We start from the raw sequence: 18,820 nt of genomic DNA, 5'->3' as shown, positions 1-18,820 counted from the left end.
GGTGGATCAGTTCTGCGTGGGCTCTGCGGTGTCGGCGGGGGCCGCCTCAGAAGCTGGGCGGCGCGCCGGCGTATCTGCGTCGTGGGCCGCTTTGGCACGAGTCTTCGCGCCGCGGTGCGGCGCCAGCACCATCGTCATGTTGCGGCCGTCCTGCTTGGCCGAGGTCTCGACGAAGCCGTAATCGGCCACGTCGGCGCCCAGGCGCTGCAGCAGTCGGTAGCCCAACTCGGGCCGGGACTGCTCGCGACCGCGGAACATGATGGTGACCTTGACCTTGGACCCGGCTTCGAGGAAGCGGACGACGTGGCCCTTCTTCGTCTCGTAGTCGTGGTCGTCGATCTTCGGTCGCAGCTTCTGTTCCTTGACGACGGTCTGCTGCTGGTTCTTGCGAGACTCGCGCTCCTTGAGTGCCGTCTCGTACTTGAACTTGCCGTAGTCCATGATCTTGCAGACCGGAGGCCTGGCATTCGGGGCTACTTCGACAAGGTCGAGATCGGCATCCGCGGCTACGCGGAGTGCATCTTCGATGCGAACGATGCCTACCTGTTCGCCATTGGGTCCGATCAGGCGGACTTCAGGTACGCGGATACGCTCGTTGATGCGGGTCTCAGTGCTGATGGGGCCTCCTACGTTGTCTTCTCGTGCCACGACCGTGTGGAATACCGGGTCAGTAGCGGAGAAACACCACGCCATCAGCAGAAAGGCCCTGCATATAGCAGGGCCCGATGCCGACCGATCACGGCTTTCGCCGTCTGCGTAAGACGCAGAACAGAGCATCCGCAGATGCCTGTGACCGGACCGCTGGACCGGTACAGTCAGCGGTGGGAGCGGGACTCCACTTACTGTCCCTGGCGTTCGCCGGGACGGTCGATCATGCCACTCTATCAGGCATGACCGACGATCAGAAAACTCAGTCCGCCGAAGACCCGCAGGTGAGAGAGCTCGCGGAAATCCCGGCCGTCGAGGTGATCACCCGTTCGGCGGTGATGTTAATGAGCGCGGCCGCCGAAAAGCTGGGCCTGGGGTCCGCAGATCCCGACGAGAGCCCGCACCGCGATCTCGACGAAGCGCGCCGCCTGATCACCGCGCTGGCCGGCCTGGTGACAGCCTCGGCGGAGTTCCTCGGGCTGCACGCCGGTCCGCTGCGCGACGGACTCAAGAGCCTGCAACTGGCGTTCCGCGAGGCCAGTGCCGCACCCGAGGAGCCGGGACACGGCCCCGGCGAGAAGTACACCGGCCCGGTCTGGTGATCCCGGCCCCGACACACCACCCGAGGCCCCCAGAATCACCCGTCCCATCCGGTTAGCGCATATTGTCGCGCCCATGACGGCCACCTCAGCTGTGCCCTCGCCCCATCCTGCGGCGACACCCCGCCGGCCATCGGGTTTCGCCTGGGTTCCCACCGCGGCGGGCTGGATCGTCGGGGTCATCGCCACGTTGTCGTTGGTGGCGAGCATCTCGCCGTTCGTCCGCGCGGTCATCCGGATCCCGCGCGAGTTCGTCAACGACTACATCTTCAACTTCCCCGACACCAGCTTCGCGTGGGCTTTCGTGTTGGCGTTGCTGGCGGCTGCGCTGGCCGCCCGCAAGAGCATCGCGTGGTGGATCCTGGTGCTCTACATGGTCAGCGCCGCGGCGCTGAACATCGCCGACCTGCTGACCGGCGACGAGACCGTCATGGAGGACATCGGCGAGATCATCGGCCTGGTCTTCCACCTGGCATCCATCGGATTCCTGTTGCTGGCGCGTCACGAGTTCTGGGCCAAGGTCCGGCGCGGTGCGCTGATCAAGGCGGTGGGCACGCTGGTGGCCGGGATGGCGGTGGGCATCCTGATCGGCTGGGGCCTGCTCGAACTGTTCCCCGGTTCCCTGGAGCCCGATTACCGACTCGGCTACGCCGCCAACCGGGTGGTCGCGTTCTCGGGTGTCGACGCGGAGGTCTTCGACGGCCAGCACCCCGGGGTGCTCGTGCGAGCGTTGCTCGGCCTCTTCGGTGCGCTGGCACTGATGGTCGCGGCCATCGTGCTGTTCCGCTCCCAGCGGGCGACCAATGCGCTGACCGGTGAGGACGAGTCGGCCATCCGGGGCCTGCTGGAGCTGTACGGCAAGAACGACTCGCTCGGGTACTTCGCGACACGACGCGACAAGTCGGTGATCTTCGCGCCCAACGGCCGCGCCGCCATCACCTACCGCGTCGAGGTAGGGGTCTGCCTGGCCAGCGGTGACCCGGTGGGCGATCCGCGGGCCTGGCCCGCGGCCATCGCGGCCTGGCTCAAGCTGTGCGAGTCCTACGGTTGGGCGCCCGGCGTGATGGGAGCCAGCACCACCGCCGCCGAGGCGTTCCGCGAGGCGGGACTCAACGCCGTGGAACTCGGCGACGAAGCGATCCTGCACCCCGACCGGTTCAAACTCTCGGGACCGGACATGAAACCCGTGCGCCAGGCCGTGACCCGCGCGCGCCGGGCCGGGCTGACGGTGCGGATCCGCAGGCACCGCGATCTCACCGCCGATGCCATGGCCATGGTGATCGCCCGAGCCGACGAATGGCGGGACACCGAAACCGAGCGTGGCTTCTCGATGGCGCTCGGACGGCTCGGCGATCCTGCCGACGGCGACTGCCTGCTGGTCGAGGCGGTGTCCGCGGCCGCGGCGGACGGCTCCGAGGATCAGGTCGTGGCGATGCTGTCATTGGTGCCCTGGGGCTCCAATGGCGTGTCGCTGGACGTCATGCGTCGTTCGCCGCAATCCCCCAACGGCACCATCGAGCTGATGGTCAGCGAGTTGTGCCTGCAGGCGGAGGATCTCGGGATCACCCGGATCTCCCTGAACTTCGCGATGTTCCGGTCGGCGTTCGAGCAGGGCGCCCAGTTGGGCGCCGGGCCGGTGGCCCGCCTCTGGCGCGCGCTGCTGGTGTTCTTCTCCCGCTGGTGGCAGCTGGAGACGCTGTACCGGTCCAACATGAAGTATCAGCCCGAGTGGGTGCCGCGCTACGCCTGTTACGAAGAGACACGCGAGATCCCGCGTGTCGGAGTGGCATCGGTGATCGCCGAGGGTTTCCTGATCCTGCCGTTCTCCCGGCGCAAGGAACACACCGGTGAACATGTCGCGGCCCCCAAGGCTCTGGTGGACAGCGGCGTGCTGCACGAAGACGGCACCGCACCCGATGCCAGCTCGCTGGCCCACGACCTGACCGGCGCAAAGGAGAACCGGCTCCCCGAGCAGGTTCGGGTCCGGATGGCCAAGCTGAAATCCCTGCAGGACAGCGGGATCGATGCCTACCCGGTCGGCGAGGCGCCCAGCCACACGGTGGCCCAGGCGTTGGCGATCACCGCCCCCGACGAGACCGTCACGGTGGCGGGCCGGATCCTGCGGCTCCGCGATTACGGCGGGGTGCTGTTCGTCCAGCTGCGGGACTGGTCGGCCGAAGTGCAGTTGCTGCTCGACGATTCGCGGTTGACCCAGGGGCGCAACGCCGATTTCACCGCGGCGATCGACCTCGGCGATCTGATCGAGGTCACCGGAACCATGGGGCACAGCCGCAACGGGACACCGTCGCTTTTGGTGACCAGATGGCGCCTGATCGGCAAGTGCCTGCGTCCACTGCCCGACAAGTGGAAGGGTCTGACCGACCCCGAGGCCCGGGTGCGCACCCGCTACGTGGACCTGGCCATCAACACCGACGCGCGGGACCTGATCACCGCCCGCAGCCGGATCCTGCACGCCATCCGGGAGACGTTGGTGGGCAAGGGTTTCCTGGAGGTGGAGACGCCGATCCTGCAGCAGATCCACGGTGGCGCGAACGCGCGCCCGTTCATCACCCACATCAACGCCTACGATCTGGACCTGTACCTGCGGATCGCACCAGAGTTGTACCTCAAACGGTTGTGCGTGGGTGGTGTCGAGCGCGTTTTCGAGCTGGGCCGCGCGTTCCGCAACGAAGGGGTGGACTTCAGCCACAATCCCGAATTCACACTGCTGGAGGCCTATCAGGCGCATGCCGACTACAACGTCTGGATGCACGGCTGCCGTGAACTGATCCAGAACGCCGCGCAGGCCGCCAACGGGTCCCAGGTGGTGATGCGCCCCGGCGCCGACGGCGCTCTCGAACCGGTCGACATCTCCGGGGACTGGCCGGTCAAAACCGTCCACGGCGCGGTGTCGGAGGCCCTGGGCACCACCATCGACCCAGAGACCGATCTCCAGACGCTGCGTCATCTGTGCGACGGCGCCGGCGTGCCCTACCTGACGCACTGGAACGCCGGTGCGGTGGTGCTGGAACTCTACGAACGACTGGTCGAAGGGCAGACCGAACACCCGACGTTCTACAAGGACTTCCCGACCTCGGTATCGCCGCTGACCCGGCCGCACCGCAGCATCCCCGGGGTGGCCGAACGGTGGGATCTGGTCGCCTGGGGCGTCGAGTTGGGCACCGCCTACAGCGAACTCACCGACCCGGTCGAACAACGGCGCCGCCTGCAGGAGCAGTCGCTGTTGGCCGCCGGCGGAGATCCCGAAGCGATGGAACTCGACGAGGACTTCCTCCAGGCGCTCGAGTACGCGATGCCGCCGACCGGCGGCCTCGGCGTGGGTGTCGACCGGGTGGTGATGCTGATCACCGGGCGCAGCATCCGGGAGACGTTGCCGTTCCCACTTGCCAAGCCGCGCTGAGGGGTCACAGCCACTTCCCAGGGAAGCCCGTCAACATAGATGGCGTGACCCATCCGACGCTGATGTCGCTCACCCACGGTTCGGTGCCGACGACGATCCAAATCGTCACCGGCACCATCGTGTTGATCGCGCTCCGCAAACAGCGCCCACGCGTACTGATCGCCGCCGCCGCCGTCGGCCTCGCCGCGATCCTCGCGACCAACTGGTACATCAACAGCCAGGGGCTGGCCGACGAACCCGCGCCACCGGCGCTGTGGATCTGGGTGGGCACGACCGGATTCGCCTGCTGCGCACTGCTTGCCGGCTGGCGCGGCGCCCGGTTCCTGCGCCGGGCCGCGATGTTCAGCGCCGTTCCCCTCAGCGCGGTCTGCGTGGCACTGGCGGTCAACGTCTGGACGGGCTACTTCCCCACCGTCGGATCGGCGTGGGGCCAGTTGACCGACGAACCGTTGCCCGACCAGACCGACCTGGCCACGCTCACCGCCTACCACATCGGACATTCCCTGCCGCCCAAGGGTTCTCTGATCGCCGTCGACACCGGCAATGCGAACTCGGGTTTCAAACACCGGGGTGAGCTGGTCTATCTGCCGCCGGCCTGGTTCGCCTCGAATCCGCCGCCGCGGCTGCCCGCGGTGATGATGATCGGCGGCGAGCTGAACACGCCCGAGGACTGGGCACGCGCCGGTGCGGCGGTGCAGACCGCCGACAACTTCGCCGCCCAGCACCACGGGAACGCTCCGGTGCTGGTGTTCGCCGACGTGGCCGGCGCGTTCAGCAACGACACCGAGTGTGTCAACGGGGTCCGCGGAAACGTCGCCGACCACCTCACCAAGGATGTTGTGCCGTTTGTGATCTCGAAGTTCGGGGTGAGCGCCGACCCGGCGAACTGGGGTGTCGCCGGCTTCTCGATGGGCGGTACCTGCGCGGTGAACCTCGTCACGATGCACCCCGACCACTTCTCCAGCTTCGTGGACATCGCCGGTGACCTCGCGCCCAATACCGGCAACCGGGAGCAGACCATCGATCGTCTCTTCGGCGGCAACGCCGCCGCCTACGACGAGTTCGATCCGGTCACCGTGATGAACCGGCACGGACAGTATTCGGGAGTGTCCGGTTGGTTCGCGATCAACGGTGCGGGCGTCTCACCGCCTCCGCCGCAGGCCGGCGCCGCCAAGACACTGTGCGACGTGGCCACCGCCCACGGTATCGAGTGTGGCATCGTCACCCGGCCCGGGAACCACGACTGGGCCTACGCCGGTTCGGCGCTGGCCGAGGCGCTGCCATGGCTGGCCGCCAAGGTGCACACCCCCGAGGTCGCCCCGACGGCGATACCCACCGGTTCGCCGGCACCTGCCGCGGCTCCGGGTGGTCCCGGCCCGGCGGCACCGGGTGGTCCCGCCCCGGCGGCGCCCGCCGCACCCGCTGCCCCGGTCCCGGCGCCTCCGCCGGGTCCGCCCGCACCGATGCCTGCAGTGCCGATGCACACCGCACCGGCGGTTCCGGCGGTGCAGCCGGTGGCCAACCATCGGGTCGCTCAGTAGTCACTCTCGGCAGCCAGCACCTCGGCGAGGAAGGCATCGGCAGCGCCGTCGCGTGATCGGCTCCGCACGAACGCGCGGATCCGGTCCCTGGCCTCGCGGCTTTCGGTGGCCGGCCCACCCACGGTGAGCAACGCGGTACGCCAATCATGGTTCCACGCGGCCGATTCGGTGATCGGCAGCTCGGCGGTGGTGGTGCCGTCGGCGGCCAGCACCGCATCGGCGGCGATCCCGTTGCCGCGAAACCGTACGGGGATGCCGTCGGCGGGAGCCCTCACCGCAGTACGCACGGTCAAGATGACCCGGCCCGCGTCGTCGGCGTGCGCCGCCCAGTCGACGGTGTCCTCTGCCGCATCGAACACCGCGGGTGGCACCGCACCCCAGCTGATCGATGCGGTCCCGCGCGCGATCGAGGGCTGCGTCGCCGTGCCTGCTCCACCCGCCGCCAGCGCGTAGTCATCGCGGCGCCACGACGCAGGCACATCAACCGGGTCCGGCAGATCCACCAAATCGGCGCAGGACTCCAGCAGTTCGGTGATGCGGGGGTCGGCCGAACTGCCGAGCCCGGCCAGCACGTCGCGATGCGGACGCAGCAGCGCCTCGACATCGCTGTCGAACGTGTCGTCGACGAAGTAATCCTGGGCGGCCGCCGTCAGGACCGCGATCTCCACATCCAGCACCGCGGCATCGAGTTCGACGATCGAATCGCGCATGCTCGCCGGCCACCACCGACGCAGCCAGTGGCCCAACGCCAACCGTCGCAGCCGGCCCAGCGGCTCAGCAGCCAGCTCCACCCCCGCAACATCGATGACCGCGGACGGCTCGGGCATCGCATCGCCGATCGCGGCCAGCAGTGCGACGTGCCCGGACTCACCGGCCACCCGCCACAGCCAATCGGCCGCAGCGATATCGGTGAAGGTGAGGTGAACGGGCGCGGCGGGATCGTCGACCGTCCAGGCCAGCACGGCGCCCGCGACCTCGAGAACCGCCACCGCGGGCGGCTCGGCAAGCGCACCGCCGGTGGTCCACAGACCATCCTGAGCCGTCAGCTTCACCGCATGGCCTCCATTTCCAGCATCGACTTGATGCGTTGCCGATGATCGAGACTGACCGACCGGGCCACCCCCTCCAGGAGCGCACGCATCTCCTCGACATCCCGGCAGCTCTCCTGCCACACATCCCTGCCGTGCAGGCGCGCCCACAACCTGCTCAGGTAGGGCCGGGCGAAGGTTGCGAGGTCCTCGGTGACCTGCTGTTGGCGCGGATGCAGCACGTCGCCGGCGGCCAGGTACCGACGTGCGTGCAAGACGTATGCCTCCTTGCGCAGCCGCGCCTGGATCCGGGCCGCCAACGGGTAGCGCGGCATTGCCGTCTCCCGCAACGGAGCCAACTCGACAGCCACCTCGATACCGGCGACCAATGCGGCTTGGACGTCTTCGGCGAGCAGGCCCCACGGGGCACACGCCCGATCGACCTCTTCGGCGAGCAGCAGCGGCACATCCGGAAGTTCGTCACGATCCATCGCCCGCCGCAGCGTGGCCCGCACCCGATCCAGCACGCTGCGATTGAGTGGCCGGTCCGTTTCGCTTCCGCCGGTGACCGGCGGGGGCGGCTGCGGCACGGTTGAACTCAGTCCGATCGTGGTGAGCGACCACGGCAGATCGGGTTCGGCGTAGTGCGCCCGCGCACCGAGATTGTAGGGGGTCGCGTCGGCCACCAGGGCCGTCCAGATACGTTGCCTGGCAGCGTATTCGCCGTGTGAGATGGCATCGCCCAGGACCGTGACCAACCCGGCCAGGAACGGGTCGGTGAGGGCCGGTGTCGGCCTGACATCGGCCCAACTGCGCTCGATCTGCGCCGCCAGCGCCCGGACCGTGGGCTCGTCGGCGATGTGGCGATTGAGCACCTCGATCGCATTGCGGTCGCGGTCGTCATGGACGTCGCGCAACACGCTCACCGCGGTGTCCGAATCACCCTCAACTGGCGCCCCTTTGGTCACCGCAAGCTCGAAACACACGGGGAAGTACAACTCCTGGGCGTTACCGGTGGTCAGTCTCAGCTTCCGGCGATGTGTCTTGAGCACGGCGAACCATTGCGCGGCGGCGCGCAGCGCACCGGAATGGTCCAGTATCGCCCGGTGCATCTGTTCGGCCACCTCGTCGGAGACCACCGGCGCAGAGAACTGCGGATTGGACCGCAAACGCAATACCAGCGGATCGAGAATGCGTTTGACCGTGCGACTCAGCGGGCCGCCGTCGGCGGTACTCAGCACCTCGACACCGGGTCCGATCGCCCGCCAGGCGCGATCGATGACGGCCCGTCGCGGATACGCGGGCGCGGCAGCGGCGACCCGCGGGGTCGTCTCGGGCGCAGTGCTCACCCGATCAGGATAGGCACCAACGGAAAGTTGGGTTCGGTAGCGGCGCAGCAGGGCGAATCTGGACCTCATGTCCGCGCATCCGCTTCTCGTCCTGTTCGCCATCGTCGTGGCCGTCGGCCTGGCACTGCTGCTCACCGTGGGCCGCAGTCGTCCGCGGCGCCCTGCAATGCAGTCTGGGACATCGGTGGGCATCGGCACGGTGGCCGCCATGCCGCCGGGCAGCGACACCATCACCGTGGAGGTGCACAGCGTGTGCGCCGGGACGTTCACCGGACGACTCCTGGTACCGGACGACCCGATGGCAGCGGGCATCCGACCCGGTGTGGTGTTGTTGGTGGCTTTCGACCCCGCAGCGCGCGAGGATCTTTCGCTACCCGACGATATGGCGGCGATCCGGGCCGCGTTCGACCGGATGCTGATCGTCAAGGGCCTGGTCACCGAATCCCAATTGGACCTGATCCGGCACGGGGTGCGCGGCACCGGTGTGGTGACGGCCGCCCGGCCGACCGGCACCGGACGAGAGGATCACTGCGAGGTCGTGCTGGACCTGATGGTCCGCAGGCCCGAGGGCGGGCAATTCCCCGCGCACGAGACGGCGTTGATCCCCGCGACCGCGTTGCGCCGGGTGTCCCCTGGAGCGGTGATCGATGCCTACTACCTGCGAGACGACGAATCCTCGGTGGCGGTGTGCATCCCGCCCGCCTGACCGACGGCAAAGGTGGCCAACGCCGCCCAGTAGACCGGGTCGGCCAGTCGGTCGCCGGTCCGCCACCGCTGCAGTTGTGTTCGCTGCCAACGGTTCACCGCACACGCCGCATCGAAGTCGGCGATCTCCTGGTGGGCCTTGTCCACGGCGACGATCACAGCACCCATCGGGTCTGGATGCGCTCCGTCGGTGAAGCGACGGTATCCCGCGCTCGTCGGTAGCGACCACAGCGTCGCCGTCACCAACTCCGCGCCGCCAAGGACCGTGGCCGCCACCAGACCGGTGGCCTCGTCGAACCGGTAGTCACCACCGGAGGCGCAAGCCAGCAGGGCGACCCGGGTCGGGAAGGTCAGACCGGCGACGAGCAGGTCAGCAGCGGTCAACGGGCGGTGATCGCCGATCGGGTCGGCGAAGCCGGGCACCGAGGACCGGCAGGCCAGATGCAGTGCCGCCCGTTCGGCATGCCCGACGCCGACGTCGGGATCGGAGTGCTGTGCGCTGTCACCCACGCTGGCATGCCCGACGAAGACGAGTCTGCCCGGCCGCTGCGCCAGCGCTGCGGCAAGCCAGTGCCGGTCGGTATCGGTCCTGCGGAACAACTCGACGGCGGAGTCGACCCGGGGCAAAACCGGCCGGTGGCACATCAGTTCGGCGTAGTGCCGCGACAGCACGGTATCCGCGGACGGTCGTCCCAAGACCGATCCGAGCGCGGAGTCGGCTCGCTGACCTGGTACCCGGGGGTCGAGCATCAGCAGCGGATCTCCTTGGGGCCGAGGCTGGTTGACCCGGCGGATCCGGGCGATGTTGGCCGGAACCGCCATCAGTACGTCGGCGAGCTCCATCAGCCGTACGCCGGAGCTGAGCACGCTGAGCGCCCCGTCCGGCCAGGGAATGACCGCGGGTTGCGGACCGTCCGGGGTGATGGCGTCCTGGCGCGCCTGCAGCATCGCGGTGACGTCGGGGCGCAGTGCCGGTCGCGCCAACAGACCCCATGGGATGCGGCCCAACCGTGCGCTCGGCGCGATGTGCAACACCGGGGCCCGATCGGCATACGCGTCGAGCAACTGCCAGGCTTCGGGACCGATGAGCAGCACACCGAGCCGGTAGGCGAGCATCAGCTCGGACTCGGGATCGGTGAACGCGCCGCGGGTCAGCGCCCGCTCCAAGGCGTCGAGCGGCGATTCGGAGCCGCGCGGATCGGGAAGCGCGCCCGCGATCTCCTCGAGCGCGGCCAGCAGGATGGTCTCCTCGACCACCCAGGTGGCCGTGCGTTCAGGGAGACCGACGACGCGCAGGCTGGCGTAGGTGGCAATTCCGACGTCGGCGTACCGGAGTATCAGTGTCGGGCGGTTGCTCACGTCCATGTCGGCCAGGCCGGTTCATCGGCGGTGATGCGCCTGCCGTAACGCTGCCGGGCCAACTGCCGGTACTGGGCGAGGATGGGTTCGGCGTCGGGATCCATCTGTAGGGGCGGTAGCGGCCCGAGCCTGGTCAGCGATGGTCCCCCGGTAACCGATCCGGACGCGACATCGGCCAGTTCGGGCTCCGGCAGCTCCAGCTCACTGTCCACCAGCACCGCCTGCGCCCCTGCCCATATCGGAGCCTCGGCCTCCTGGCCGCTCGAAGTGGTGAAGCTGCCTCGGGCGCTGTGATATTCGATGAGTTCTGCGATCAGCGCCGTGTTCTCCCACTCCCAGGCCACGGCGAACGCACCGGCAAGCTTGGGGGCCGACACCCGGGCCGCCCAGTGTGCGCGCGCGTCGGCGTCGGCGATGGTGTGGCGCACCGAATCCACCGCCAGGGCGGCGGGAATCTTGAGCAGGGCCGCCCGTTCCAGTTTTGCCATGGCACGGACGAAGCCCGGGCTGTCGGACTCGGCGTTCGTGGTGCCCAGCGAGGCGGCATGTTTGGCCTCCACCTCGTCCCAGCTGTCATCGGGATCACCGGAGCCGTCGAATCCCAGGTCAGCCAGCGCATCGGCGCGCCATACGGTGCCCAGTTGATCATCACACCGCGCGTACTGCAACCAGGTGCTGCGCGGCCAGCCGTCGAGCAGGGCGCGCGCCTGCGCGATGAGTTCGACGGCCGCACCGAACCTACCGAAGAAGATCGGTATCCAACTGCGCTGCAGCAGGATCCGATGAATGTGCAGCGGTTTCCCGAGTTCACGCCAATGCCGCTCGGCATGCTCCCAGCATTGATCAGCGTCGGCAAGAGCGCCCGCGGCGAGTTTGGTGAGACCGAGGTGAAACCAGCAGCGGGACACATCGTTGGCACGGGCGTAGCGCGCGATGACGGGATAGGCCTCGTTGATCAAGTGCTCGACCGAGGTGTGATCGCCCCGCGACCAGTCACCGATCGCACGTTCCAATTGGGTCCTGGCGGTGTCGAGTTCCCATCCGTTCAGCTCGGCGCGGGCTCCCGCGCGGCGCAGCCACGGTTCGGCCTCGGCCAACCGGCCGGTCTGTACGCAGAAGCCGCCGTAGCCGATTCCGGCCAGCACCAGCAGCCGGTCCTGGTGACCTCCGGCATCAGCCGCGAGGTCCAGGCCGTCGAGCACCTGGTCCCAGAGCGGGACGGCCATGTGGTGCAGATCGTCATCGGCGAGCGCCTGGGCGCACAGGACCTGCGCATAGGCCACCAGAAAGCGTTGCTCGGCAGCCAGATCGGCGGGCCCCGATGACTCGGCCAACGTGGCAAGCACGGCGGCGCCGTGTTCATGCTCACCGCGGGCGGCGTGCAGACCGGTCTGCAGGAAATCGGCACGACGGCCGTAGCGGCACATCATGTGGTGGGTCTCGGCACTGCGATCGGGTTGAGCACGGTAGGCGGCGAGGCAGTCCCGGATGCGGGTGACGCATTCGACGACACCGTCATAGGCGGTGCGCACCAGGTAGATCTCGCCGAGTTGGGCGAACACCTCCAGCGCCAGATCGTCGCGGTCGGCTTCCTCGATCAGCGGGAGCTGCGCGAGCAGCAGGTCCTTGGCTGCCGATTCGTCGGATGCCCACGCCAACCGCCGGGCCCGGGCCAGGGCATCGGTGATCGACACGGCGTCATCATAGGACGGCAGCCGGCGGCGGACGCAGATCTGCGTCCGCCGCCGGTCTTTCCGTATCAGTTGCAGCTGACCTTGATCTCGAACTTCTTGGTGATCATGCCGGCCATCGGGTTCTTGAGATCGGCGCCGGTCGCCTCACCGGTGATGGTGTACGTGCTGCCGTCGACCTTGACCTCGGCAGAACCGGTGTTCGCACCGCCCATGGCGGCAACCGCAAGCGCGTTACCGTCGACCACCAGGCCCACCGATTCGACCTTGGGGGTGGCCTCGTCGGTCATCACCACACCGAGACCCTGCTGGCCGCCGATGGCACCACTGGCGACGTTGATCTTCCCGCCGGCCTTCACACACGTCACCGAATTCAGGTCCAGACCGGCCAGATCCTGACCCTCGACCTTGACCTCGGTGTCTCCGCCGGTGGCGACCTGCGCGGTGCTGGTACCCGCGCTCGACGACGCGGCCGGCTCGCTGCCCTTGTCATCAGAGCAGCCGACCAGGATGGTCGTCGCGGCGAGCATTCCGATACCGGCGGCCAGAACGCGATTCTTCGTCATGTGTGTCCCCTTCATTCGCCCGTCGCCCCAGTGGCGCCGTCGTGGGATCAGTACATCGACCGCCGATTGCTACCGATCCCAAACTTCGGTGCGGGTACGGTGATCCCATGCCCGATGAGCAGCACTCTTCTGCCGATGAGCCGCTCGACGCGGACATCGTCCCGGTAGATCCCGCGCCGCCGGCGTCCATCCCGGCCGACACCGGCTACACCGAGTCGGGTGTGCCGACATTCGATTCCGTGCGCGAGAAGATCGAGACCCGGGTCGGCACCGCGATCGGCGCCCGGGAGTTGGCCGAGGAAACGCCGGAGGGCAGGTCGGTGGCCGAGCAGTACGAGGCGCGCCAGCGCGCCGCCGCGGATCGGCTGGCGCAGATCCGCGAATCAATGAAGTCCGACCAGGATTGAGGCGGCGTGGCGGTGCGGGCATTCACCGTCGCCGAGCGGCGCGCCCGCCTGGGGCGACGGCATTTCCTGTCCGTGCCGGGCTCATCGGTCGACGAGGTGGCCGCGGCGCTGGTGGGTTTGCACGCGACCGACCCGACGACGCCGTATCTGTCGTTGTGGGCCCGGGTACCGGGGTTCCAGCGCGCCGATCTGGACACCGCGCTGTATGACGATCGGCGACTGGTGCGGCAGGTGGCGATGCGGCGGACGCTGTGGATGGTGCCGACCCGTCGGTTGCCGGGCGTGCAGGTGGCCTCCAGTGACCGGGTCGCCGAGACCGAGACCCGCAAGCTGATCGCCGATGTGGAGAAGGCCGGGGTCGCCACCGACGGATCGGCCTGGCTCGACAGGGCCCGCTCTGCCGTGCTCCACCATCTCGATGACAACGGTCCCATGGGCGCGGCCGACCTGCGGCTGGCGCTGCCCGAGCTGGCCGGAACCTGGGATCCGGCACCCGGAAAGCCCTGGGGCGGCGAGACTCCCCTGGCCCCGCGGGTGTTGACGGTACTCGATGTGCGCGGCGACATCATGCGTGGACGTAACCAAGGTGGCTGGACATCCTCCCGACCGTTGTGGTGCTCGACCAGCGACTGGCTCGGTGACGTACCGTCGGCCGAATCGGATGCCGCGGCCGCCGATATGGTGCGAAACTGGTTGCGCGCCTTCGGCCCTGCCGCGACAGCGGATATCACGTGGTGGTTCGGGCAGACCCTCGGTTGGGTACGCCGGGCGCTTGTCGATATCGGCGCGGTCGAGGTGGACCTGCACGGCTCGCCGGGTGTGGCGTTGCCCGACGATCTGGAGATCGAACCGGAGCCGGAGCCTTGGGTGGCATTGCTACCGGGTCTGGACGTCACGACGATGGGGTGGACCGGACGGGACTGGTATCTGCACGACCTACGTGCGCAGGTTTTCGACACACGCGGTAATGCCGGTCCGACGGCCTGGGTCGATGGTCGGGTGGTCGGCGGCTGGCGTCAGACCGATGACGCCTCGGTGGAGGTCCAGGTCGTCGCCGATGTCGGCCGGGATGCTCGGAAGGCGTTGCACCACAAGGCTGATCAGCTGACTGCGTGGCTCGACGGGGCACGGATCAAACCGCGCTTCCCCTCACCGCTGACGAAGACCTGACGCCAGCCACGCGGGTGACAATGCCACCACAACAGTGGTACTACCGGCAGTACTACGCTGCGCGTGATACTGCCGGTAGTACCACTTCTGGAAGTGCAGTGCGGCCGGGCGGGCCGATCAGGCGCTGACCTTGCTGCGGCGGCGTCGCGTCTTGGGCGCAGGCGACTCTTCGACCGGCGGCGGGTCGAGCATCTCCACCAGGAACTGGCCGGTGTAGCTCTCGGGCGTGGCCGCGACATCTTCCGGAGTCCCCTGGGCAACAACGGTCCCGCCACCGGCGCCGCCCTCGGGTCCCATGTCGATGATCCAGTCCGAGGTCTTGACGACATCGAGGTTGTGCTCGATGACGATCACCGTATTGCCCTTGTCCACAAGGCCGTTGATCACCTTGAGCAACTTGCGGATATCTTCGAAGTGCAGGCCGGTGGTCGGCTCGTCGAGGATGTACACGGTGCGCCCCGTCGAACGCTTCTGCAGTTCGGCGGCCAGCTTCACCCGCTGCGCCTCGCCGCCGGACAGTGTCGGCGCGGGCTGGCCGAGCCGCACGTATCCGAGGCCGACATCCACCAGCGTCTTGAGATAGCGGTGGATCGAGGAGATCGGCTCGAAGAACTCGGTGGCCTCCTCGATCGGCATGTCCAGGACCTCGGAGATGGTCTTGCCCTTGTAGTGCACCTCGAGGGTCTCACGGTTGTACCGGGCGCCGTGGCACACCTCGCAGGGCACGTAGACATCGGGCAGGAAGTTCATCTCGATCTTCAACGTGCCGTCACCCGAACACGCCTCACACCGGCCGCCCTTGACGTTGAACGAGAACCGGCCCGGCTGGTAGCCACGGACCTTCGCCTCGGTGGTGGCAGCGAAAAGCGTACGGATCTTGTCGAACACCCCGGTGTAGGTGGCCGGGTTGGACCGCGGCGTCCGGCCGATCGGCGACTGGTCGACCCGCACCAGCTTGTCGAGTTGATCGATACCGTTGATCCGGGTGTGCCGGCCGGGAACCTGCCGGGCCCCGTTGAGCTTGTTGGCCAGCACGGTCGCCAGGATGTCGTTGACCAGCGTCGACTTACCCGAACCAGAGACCCCGGTGACCGATGTGAGCACCCCGAGTGGGAATGCCACGTCGACCTCTTTGAGGTTGTGTTCGCGGGCACCGACCACGGTGAGTTGGCGCTTGCGGTCCACCGGCCGCCGGATGGCCGGCACCTCGATGCTCTCCTTGCCGGAAAGATAGGCGCCGGTGAGTGATTCGGGATTGCGCAGCAGATCCTTGTAGGAACCGCTGTGCACGATCCGGCCGCCGTGCTCCCCCGCCGCCGGACCGATGTCGACGACCCAGTCGGCGTGCGCGATGGTGTCGAGGTCATGCTCGACCACGATCAGCGTGTTACCCAGATTCCGGAGCCGGACCAGGGTGTCGATCAGCTTGCGGTTGTCACGCTGGTGCAGGCCGATGGAGGGCTCGTCGAGCACGTAGAGCACGCCGACCAGACCCGAGCCGATCTGGGTGGCCAGCCGGATACGTTGGGCCTCACCGCCGGACAGCGTGGCCGCCGCACGCGAGAGGGACAGGTATTCCAGGCCGACGTCGAGCAGGAAGCCCAGCCGGGACTGGATCTCCTTGAGGACCTGCCCGGCGATCGCCGCCTCACGGGCACCCAGGGTGAGTGCGTTGAGGAACTCCGCACAGTCGGCGATGGACAGTTCGGCGACCTCGGCGATGGACTTGGGACCAAGCGCTCCCGCCGACAACGACACCGCAAGGATCTCCGGCTTGAGCCGCGTCCCTCGGCATTCCGGGCAGGGAATATCGCGCATGAAACCCTCGTAGCGCTCCTTCATCTGCTCGGAATCGGTCTGCTCCATCCTGCGCTGAAGGAACGCGAGCACGCCTTCGAAGTCGGCGTAGTACGACCTGGTACGTCCGTACCGGTTCTTGTAACGGACGTGCACCTGATGGTCGGAGCCCTCGAGGATGGCCTTGCGCGCCTTGGCGGGCAACTTCTTCCACGGGGTGTTGACGTCGAACCCCAACTCCTCACCGAGGCCCGACATCATCCTGGTGAAGTATTCGGAGGTGTGCCCCATCGACCACGGAGCGACGGCACCCTCGGCGAGCGTCAGCTCCGGATCAGGCACGACGAGATCGGGATCGACCTCCTTCTTGATGCCCAGACCGGTGCACTCCGGGCAGGCTCCGTACGGGGAGTTGAAGGAGAACGACCGCGGTTCCAGGTCGTCGACGGCCAACGGGTGGCCGTTCGGGCAGGCGAGTTTCTCCGAGAATCGCTGCTCGCGATGCGGGTGATCATCCTCGCGGTCGACGAAGTCGAGCACCACGATGCCGTCGGCCAGACCCAGCGCCGTCTCCACCGAGTCCGTGAGCCGCTGTTTCGAGGATGCCTTCACGGTCAGACGGTCGACGACCACCTCGATATCGTGCTTCTCCTGCTTCTTGAGCTTCGGCGGTTCGGCCAGCGGATAGACCACGCCGTCAACCCGCACGCGGCTGTAACCCTGGCTGTTGAGCTTGTCGAACAGGTCGACGAACTCGCCCTTGCGGGTGCGCACCACCGGTGCGAGGACCTGGAACTTGGTCCCGTCTTCCATCGCGAGCACCTGGTCGACGATCTGCTGCGGGGTCTGGCGGGCGATGCGCTCACCGCAGACCGGGCAGTGCGGTGTGCCCGCCCTGGCGTAGAGCAGGCGCAGGTAGTCGTAGACCTCGGTGATGGTGCCTACGGTTGACCGCGGATTGCGGTTGGTCGACTTCTGGTCGATGGAGACCGCGGGCGACAGTCCCTCGATGAAGTCCACATCGGGCTTGTCCATCTGGCCGAGGAACTGGCGGGCGTAGGCCGACAGCGACTCGACATAGCGGCGCTGTCCCTCGGCGAAGATGGTGTCGAAGGCCAGCGAGGACTTCCCCGAGCCCGAGAGGCCGGTGAACACGATCAGGGCGTCGCGGGGTAGATCAAGATCGACTCCACGCAGGTTGTGCTCGCGCGCGCCCTTGACGATCAGACGGTCAGACAACGGGTTTTCCTCCCAAGACAGAATTCACGGCCCATGCTAAGTGCACCCACCGACAAGCCCGAGTCGAGCCGGATAGCGTGGGGGTGTGACCAGCCACCAGATCCCGCTCAGCGAGTCCTACACCGGCCACGTCGACAGTGGCACCGCCGCTCGGCGCACCCTGCCCGCGGCGACGATCATCAAGGCGTCCGTCGGCCCCATGGACAACAACGCCTACCTGGTGACCTGTTCCTCGACGGGCAAGACCCTGCTCATCGACGCCGCGAACGACGGCGATGCCCTCATCGCGCTGATCTCCGAGCATGCCCCGGATGTCGAGCTGATCGTCACCACCCACCAGCACTACGACCACTGGCAGGCCCTGGAGCAGGTGGCGACTTCTACCGCGGCGGCGACCGCGGCGCACGCGCTGGACGCCGAACCACTACCGGTCACTCCCGACCGCCTCCTGGCCGACGGCGACACCGTGACCGTCGGCAAGCTCGACTTCACCGTGATCCACCTCCAGGGCCATACCGAGGGCTCGGTCGCCCTCGCCTTGACGGGCGCCGACGGCGAGACGACCCACCTGTTCACCGGGGACTGCCTGTTCCCCGGCGGGGTCGGCAAGACCTGGAAGGACGGTGACTTCGACCGGCTGCTCGGCGACGTATCCGACAAGTTGTTCGATGTGTACCCGGATTCGACCGTGGTCTACCCCGGACACGGTGATGACACCACCCTCGGTGCCGAACGCCCGCACCTGGCCGAGTGGAAGGAGCGCGGCTGGTGAAACCGGTACCCGAGAAGCCCGGCCGCGGTCAGGAGTCGGTGTGGGACTACCCGCGTCCGCCGCGGCTGGAGGAGTTCCGCGGCTCGATCACCGTCGAGCTCGGCGGGGCCGAGATCGCCACGACCCAGCGTGGTTGGCGTGTGCTGGAAACCAGTCATCCGCCGACCTATTACCTGCCGGCAGACGCCTTTCGGCCCGGCGCCCTGCGCGAGGCCACCGGCTCATCCTGGTGCGAATGGAAAGGGCAGGCGAGCTATTTCGACCTGGTGTCGGGCGATACCGTCAGCGAGCGGGCGGCCTGGACGTATCCTCGGCCGACGCGCGGTTTCGAACCCATCGCCGGGGCGATCGCGGTGATGGCCGCCGCGGTGGACCGGTGCACGGTCAACGGCGAGACCGTGCTGCCCCAGCCGGGCGGCTTCTACGGCGGATGGATCACCAGTTGGGTGACGGGACCGTTCAAGGGCATCCCCGGGTCGATGGGCTGGTAACCGGCACACCGACCGAACACCGCCCGGACAGCAGAAA

General features: G+C 67.9%; 15 protein-coding genes. 8 read left to right on the top strand and 7 right to left on the bottom strand.

Annotated features, from left to right (window positions below):
• Positions 1 to 6: 6 nt before the first annotated feature.
• Positions 7 to 693, bottom strand: coding sequence for a translation initiation factor IF-3 (gene infC, locus IC40_RS0123905; protein WP_030137188.1), 687 nt, complete (start codon positions 691 to 693; stop codon positions 7 to 9).
• Between the two features lie 197 nt (positions 694 to 890).
• Between infC and IC40_RS0123900 the strand changes: the two genes are divergently transcribed.
• From IC40_RS0123900 to IC40_RS0123890, 3 genes are all read left to right on the top strand, one after another.
• Positions 891 to 1,250 (top strand): DUF1844 domain-containing protein, encoded by a 360-nt coding sequence (locus IC40_RS0123900; RefSeq protein WP_030137187.1) that lies wholly within the window; start codon positions 891 to 893, stop codon positions 1,248 to 1,250.
• A gap of 73 nt (positions 1,251 to 1,323) precedes the next feature.
• Entirely contained in the window at positions 1,324 to 4,668 is a 3,345-nt protein-coding gene (gene lysX, locus IC40_RS0123895; protein ID WP_030137186.1) for a bifunctional lysylphosphatidylglycerol synthetase/lysine--tRNA ligase LysX, read from the top strand.
• 62 nt (positions 4,669 to 4,730) lie between these two features.
• Positions 4,731 to 6,209 (top strand): alpha/beta hydrolase, encoded by a 1,479-nt coding sequence (locus IC40_RS0123890; protein ID WP_030137185.1) that lies wholly within the window; start codon positions 4,731 to 4,733, stop codon positions 6,207 to 6,209.
• Here the strand turns inward: IC40_RS0123890 and IC40_RS0123885 are convergent.
• Both IC40_RS0123885 and IC40_RS0123880 read right to left on the bottom strand, forming a co-directional pair.
• The gene (locus IC40_RS0123885) at positions 6,203 to 7,261 is read right to left on the bottom strand and encodes a hypothetical protein (protein ID WP_030137184.1); all 1,059 of its coding nucleotides are present in this window, start codon (positions 7,259 to 7,261) and stop codon (positions 6,203 to 6,205) included. The genes IC40_RS0123890 and IC40_RS0123885 overlap by 7 nt on opposite strands.
• Entirely contained in the window at positions 7,258 to 8,586 is a 1,329-nt protein-coding gene (locus tag IC40_RS0123880; RefSeq protein ID WP_030137183.1) for a hypothetical protein, read from the bottom strand. Before IC40_RS0123880 ends, IC40_RS0123885 begins: the two co-directional genes overlap by 4 nt.
• A gap of 67 nt (positions 8,587 to 8,653) precedes the next feature.
• On the opposite strand from IC40_RS0123880, the gene IC40_RS26990 reads away from it, so the two are divergent.
• A complete protein-coding gene (locus IC40_RS26990; protein ID WP_051644427.1) occupies positions 8,654 to 9,292 on the top strand; it encodes a hypothetical protein in 639 nt (212 codons plus the stop codon).
• Here IC40_RS26990 and IC40_RS0123870 read toward each other — a convergent pair.
• From IC40_RS0123870 to IC40_RS0123860, 3 genes are all read right to left on the bottom strand, one after another.
• The gene (locus IC40_RS0123870) at positions 9,241 to 10,656 is read right to left on the bottom strand and encodes a CHAT domain-containing protein (RefSeq protein WP_042509761.1); all 1,416 of its coding nucleotides are present in this window, start codon (positions 10,654 to 10,656) and stop codon (positions 9,241 to 9,243) included. The genes IC40_RS26990 and IC40_RS0123870 overlap by 52 nt on opposite strands.
• Positions 10,647 to 12,344 (bottom strand): hypothetical protein, encoded by a 1,698-nt coding sequence (locus IC40_RS0123865; protein WP_030137180.1) that lies wholly within the window; start codon positions 12,342 to 12,344, stop codon positions 10,647 to 10,649. The genes IC40_RS0123870 and IC40_RS0123865 overlap by 10 nt, the downstream gene beginning before the upstream one ends.
• Before the next feature lie 65 nt (positions 12,345 to 12,409).
• Positions 12,410 to 12,907, bottom strand: a complete 498-nt coding sequence (locus IC40_RS0123860) for a lipoprotein LpqH (RefSeq protein ID WP_030137179.1) — start codon at positions 12,905 to 12,907, stop codon at positions 12,410 to 12,412.
• A 107-nt stretch (positions 12,908 to 13,014) separates the two neighbouring features.
• Between IC40_RS0123860 and IC40_RS0123855 the strand changes: the two genes are divergently transcribed.
• Both IC40_RS0123855 and IC40_RS0123850 read left to right on the top strand, forming a co-directional pair.
• Positions 13,015 to 13,314, top strand: coding sequence for a hypothetical protein (locus tag IC40_RS0123855; RefSeq protein ID WP_030137178.1), 300 nt, complete (start codon positions 13,015 to 13,017; stop codon positions 13,312 to 13,314).
• Positions 13,315 to 13,326: 12 nt separating this feature from the next.
• Complete coding sequence (locus IC40_RS0123850; protein ID WP_030137177.1) at positions 13,327 to 14,484, top strand: winged helix DNA-binding domain-containing protein; 1,158 nt, start codon at positions 13,327 to 13,329, stop codon at positions 14,482 to 14,484.
• 117 nt (positions 14,485 to 14,601) lie between these two features.
• Here IC40_RS0123850 and uvrA read toward each other — a convergent pair whose 3' ends face one another.
• Positions 14,602 to 17,520, bottom strand: a complete 2,919-nt coding sequence (gene uvrA, locus IC40_RS0123845; protein WP_030137176.1) for an excinuclease ABC subunit UvrA — start codon at positions 17,518 to 17,520, stop codon at positions 14,602 to 14,604.
• Between the two features lie 85 nt (positions 17,521 to 17,605).
• Here uvrA and IC40_RS0123840 point away from each other — a divergent pair, with 85 nt between their 5' ends.
• Positions 17,606 to 18,292 carry an MBL fold metallo-hydrolase gene (locus tag IC40_RS0123840; RefSeq protein WP_030137175.1) on the top strand — a complete coding sequence of 229 codons (687 nt, stop codon included), beginning with the start codon at positions 17,606 to 17,608 and terminating at the stop codon, positions 18,290 to 18,292.
• On the top strand, positions 18,289 to 18,783 hold the full coding sequence (locus IC40_RS0123835; protein WP_234411611.1) for a DUF427 domain-containing protein: 495 nt from the start codon (positions 18,289 to 18,291) through the stop codon (positions 18,781 to 18,783). The genes IC40_RS0123840 and IC40_RS0123835 overlap by 4 nt, the downstream gene beginning before the upstream one ends.
• The last annotated feature ends 37 nt before the right edge of the window (positions 18,784 to 18,820 follow it).

It is taken from the genome of Mycolicibacterium neoaurum ATCC 25795 (genome assembly GCF_000691525.1).
In the GTDB taxonomy this organism is placed as follows: Bacteria; Actinomycetota; Actinomycetes; order Mycobacteriales; family Mycobacteriaceae; genus Mycobacterium; species Mycobacterium neoaurum.
This window is presented reverse-complemented; position numbering and strand designations above follow the sequence as displayed.

Coding starts and splice junctions, on each gene's coding strand:
- infC (WP_030137188.1), bottom strand. CDS start 693: ATGGCGTGGTGTTTCTCCGCTACTGACCCGGTATTCCACACGGTCGTG.
- IC40_RS0123900 (WP_030137187.1), top strand. CDS start 891: ATGACCGACGATCAGAAAACTCAGTCCGCCGAAGACCCGCAGGTGAGA.
- lysX (WP_030137186.1), top strand. CDS start 1,324: ATGACGGCCACCTCAGCTGTGCCCTCGCCCCATCCTGCGGCGACACCC.
- IC40_RS0123890 (WP_030137185.1), top strand. CDS start 4,731: ATGTCGCTCACCCACGGTTCGGTGCCGACGACGATCCAAATCGTCACC.
- IC40_RS26990 (WP_051644427.1), top strand. CDS start 8,654: ATGTCCGCGCATCCGCTTCTCGTCCTGTTCGCCATCGTCGTGGCCGTC.
- IC40_RS0123870 (WP_042509761.1), bottom strand. CDS start 10,656: ATGGACGTGAGCAACCGCCCGACACTGATACTCCGGTACGCCGACGTC.
- IC40_RS0123860 (WP_030137179.1), bottom strand. CDS start 12,907: ATGACGAAGAATCGCGTTCTGGCCGCCGGTATCGGAATGCTCGCCGCG.
- IC40_RS0123855 (WP_030137178.1), top strand. CDS start 13,015: ATGCCCGATGAGCAGCACTCTTCTGCCGATGAGCCGCTCGACGCGGAC.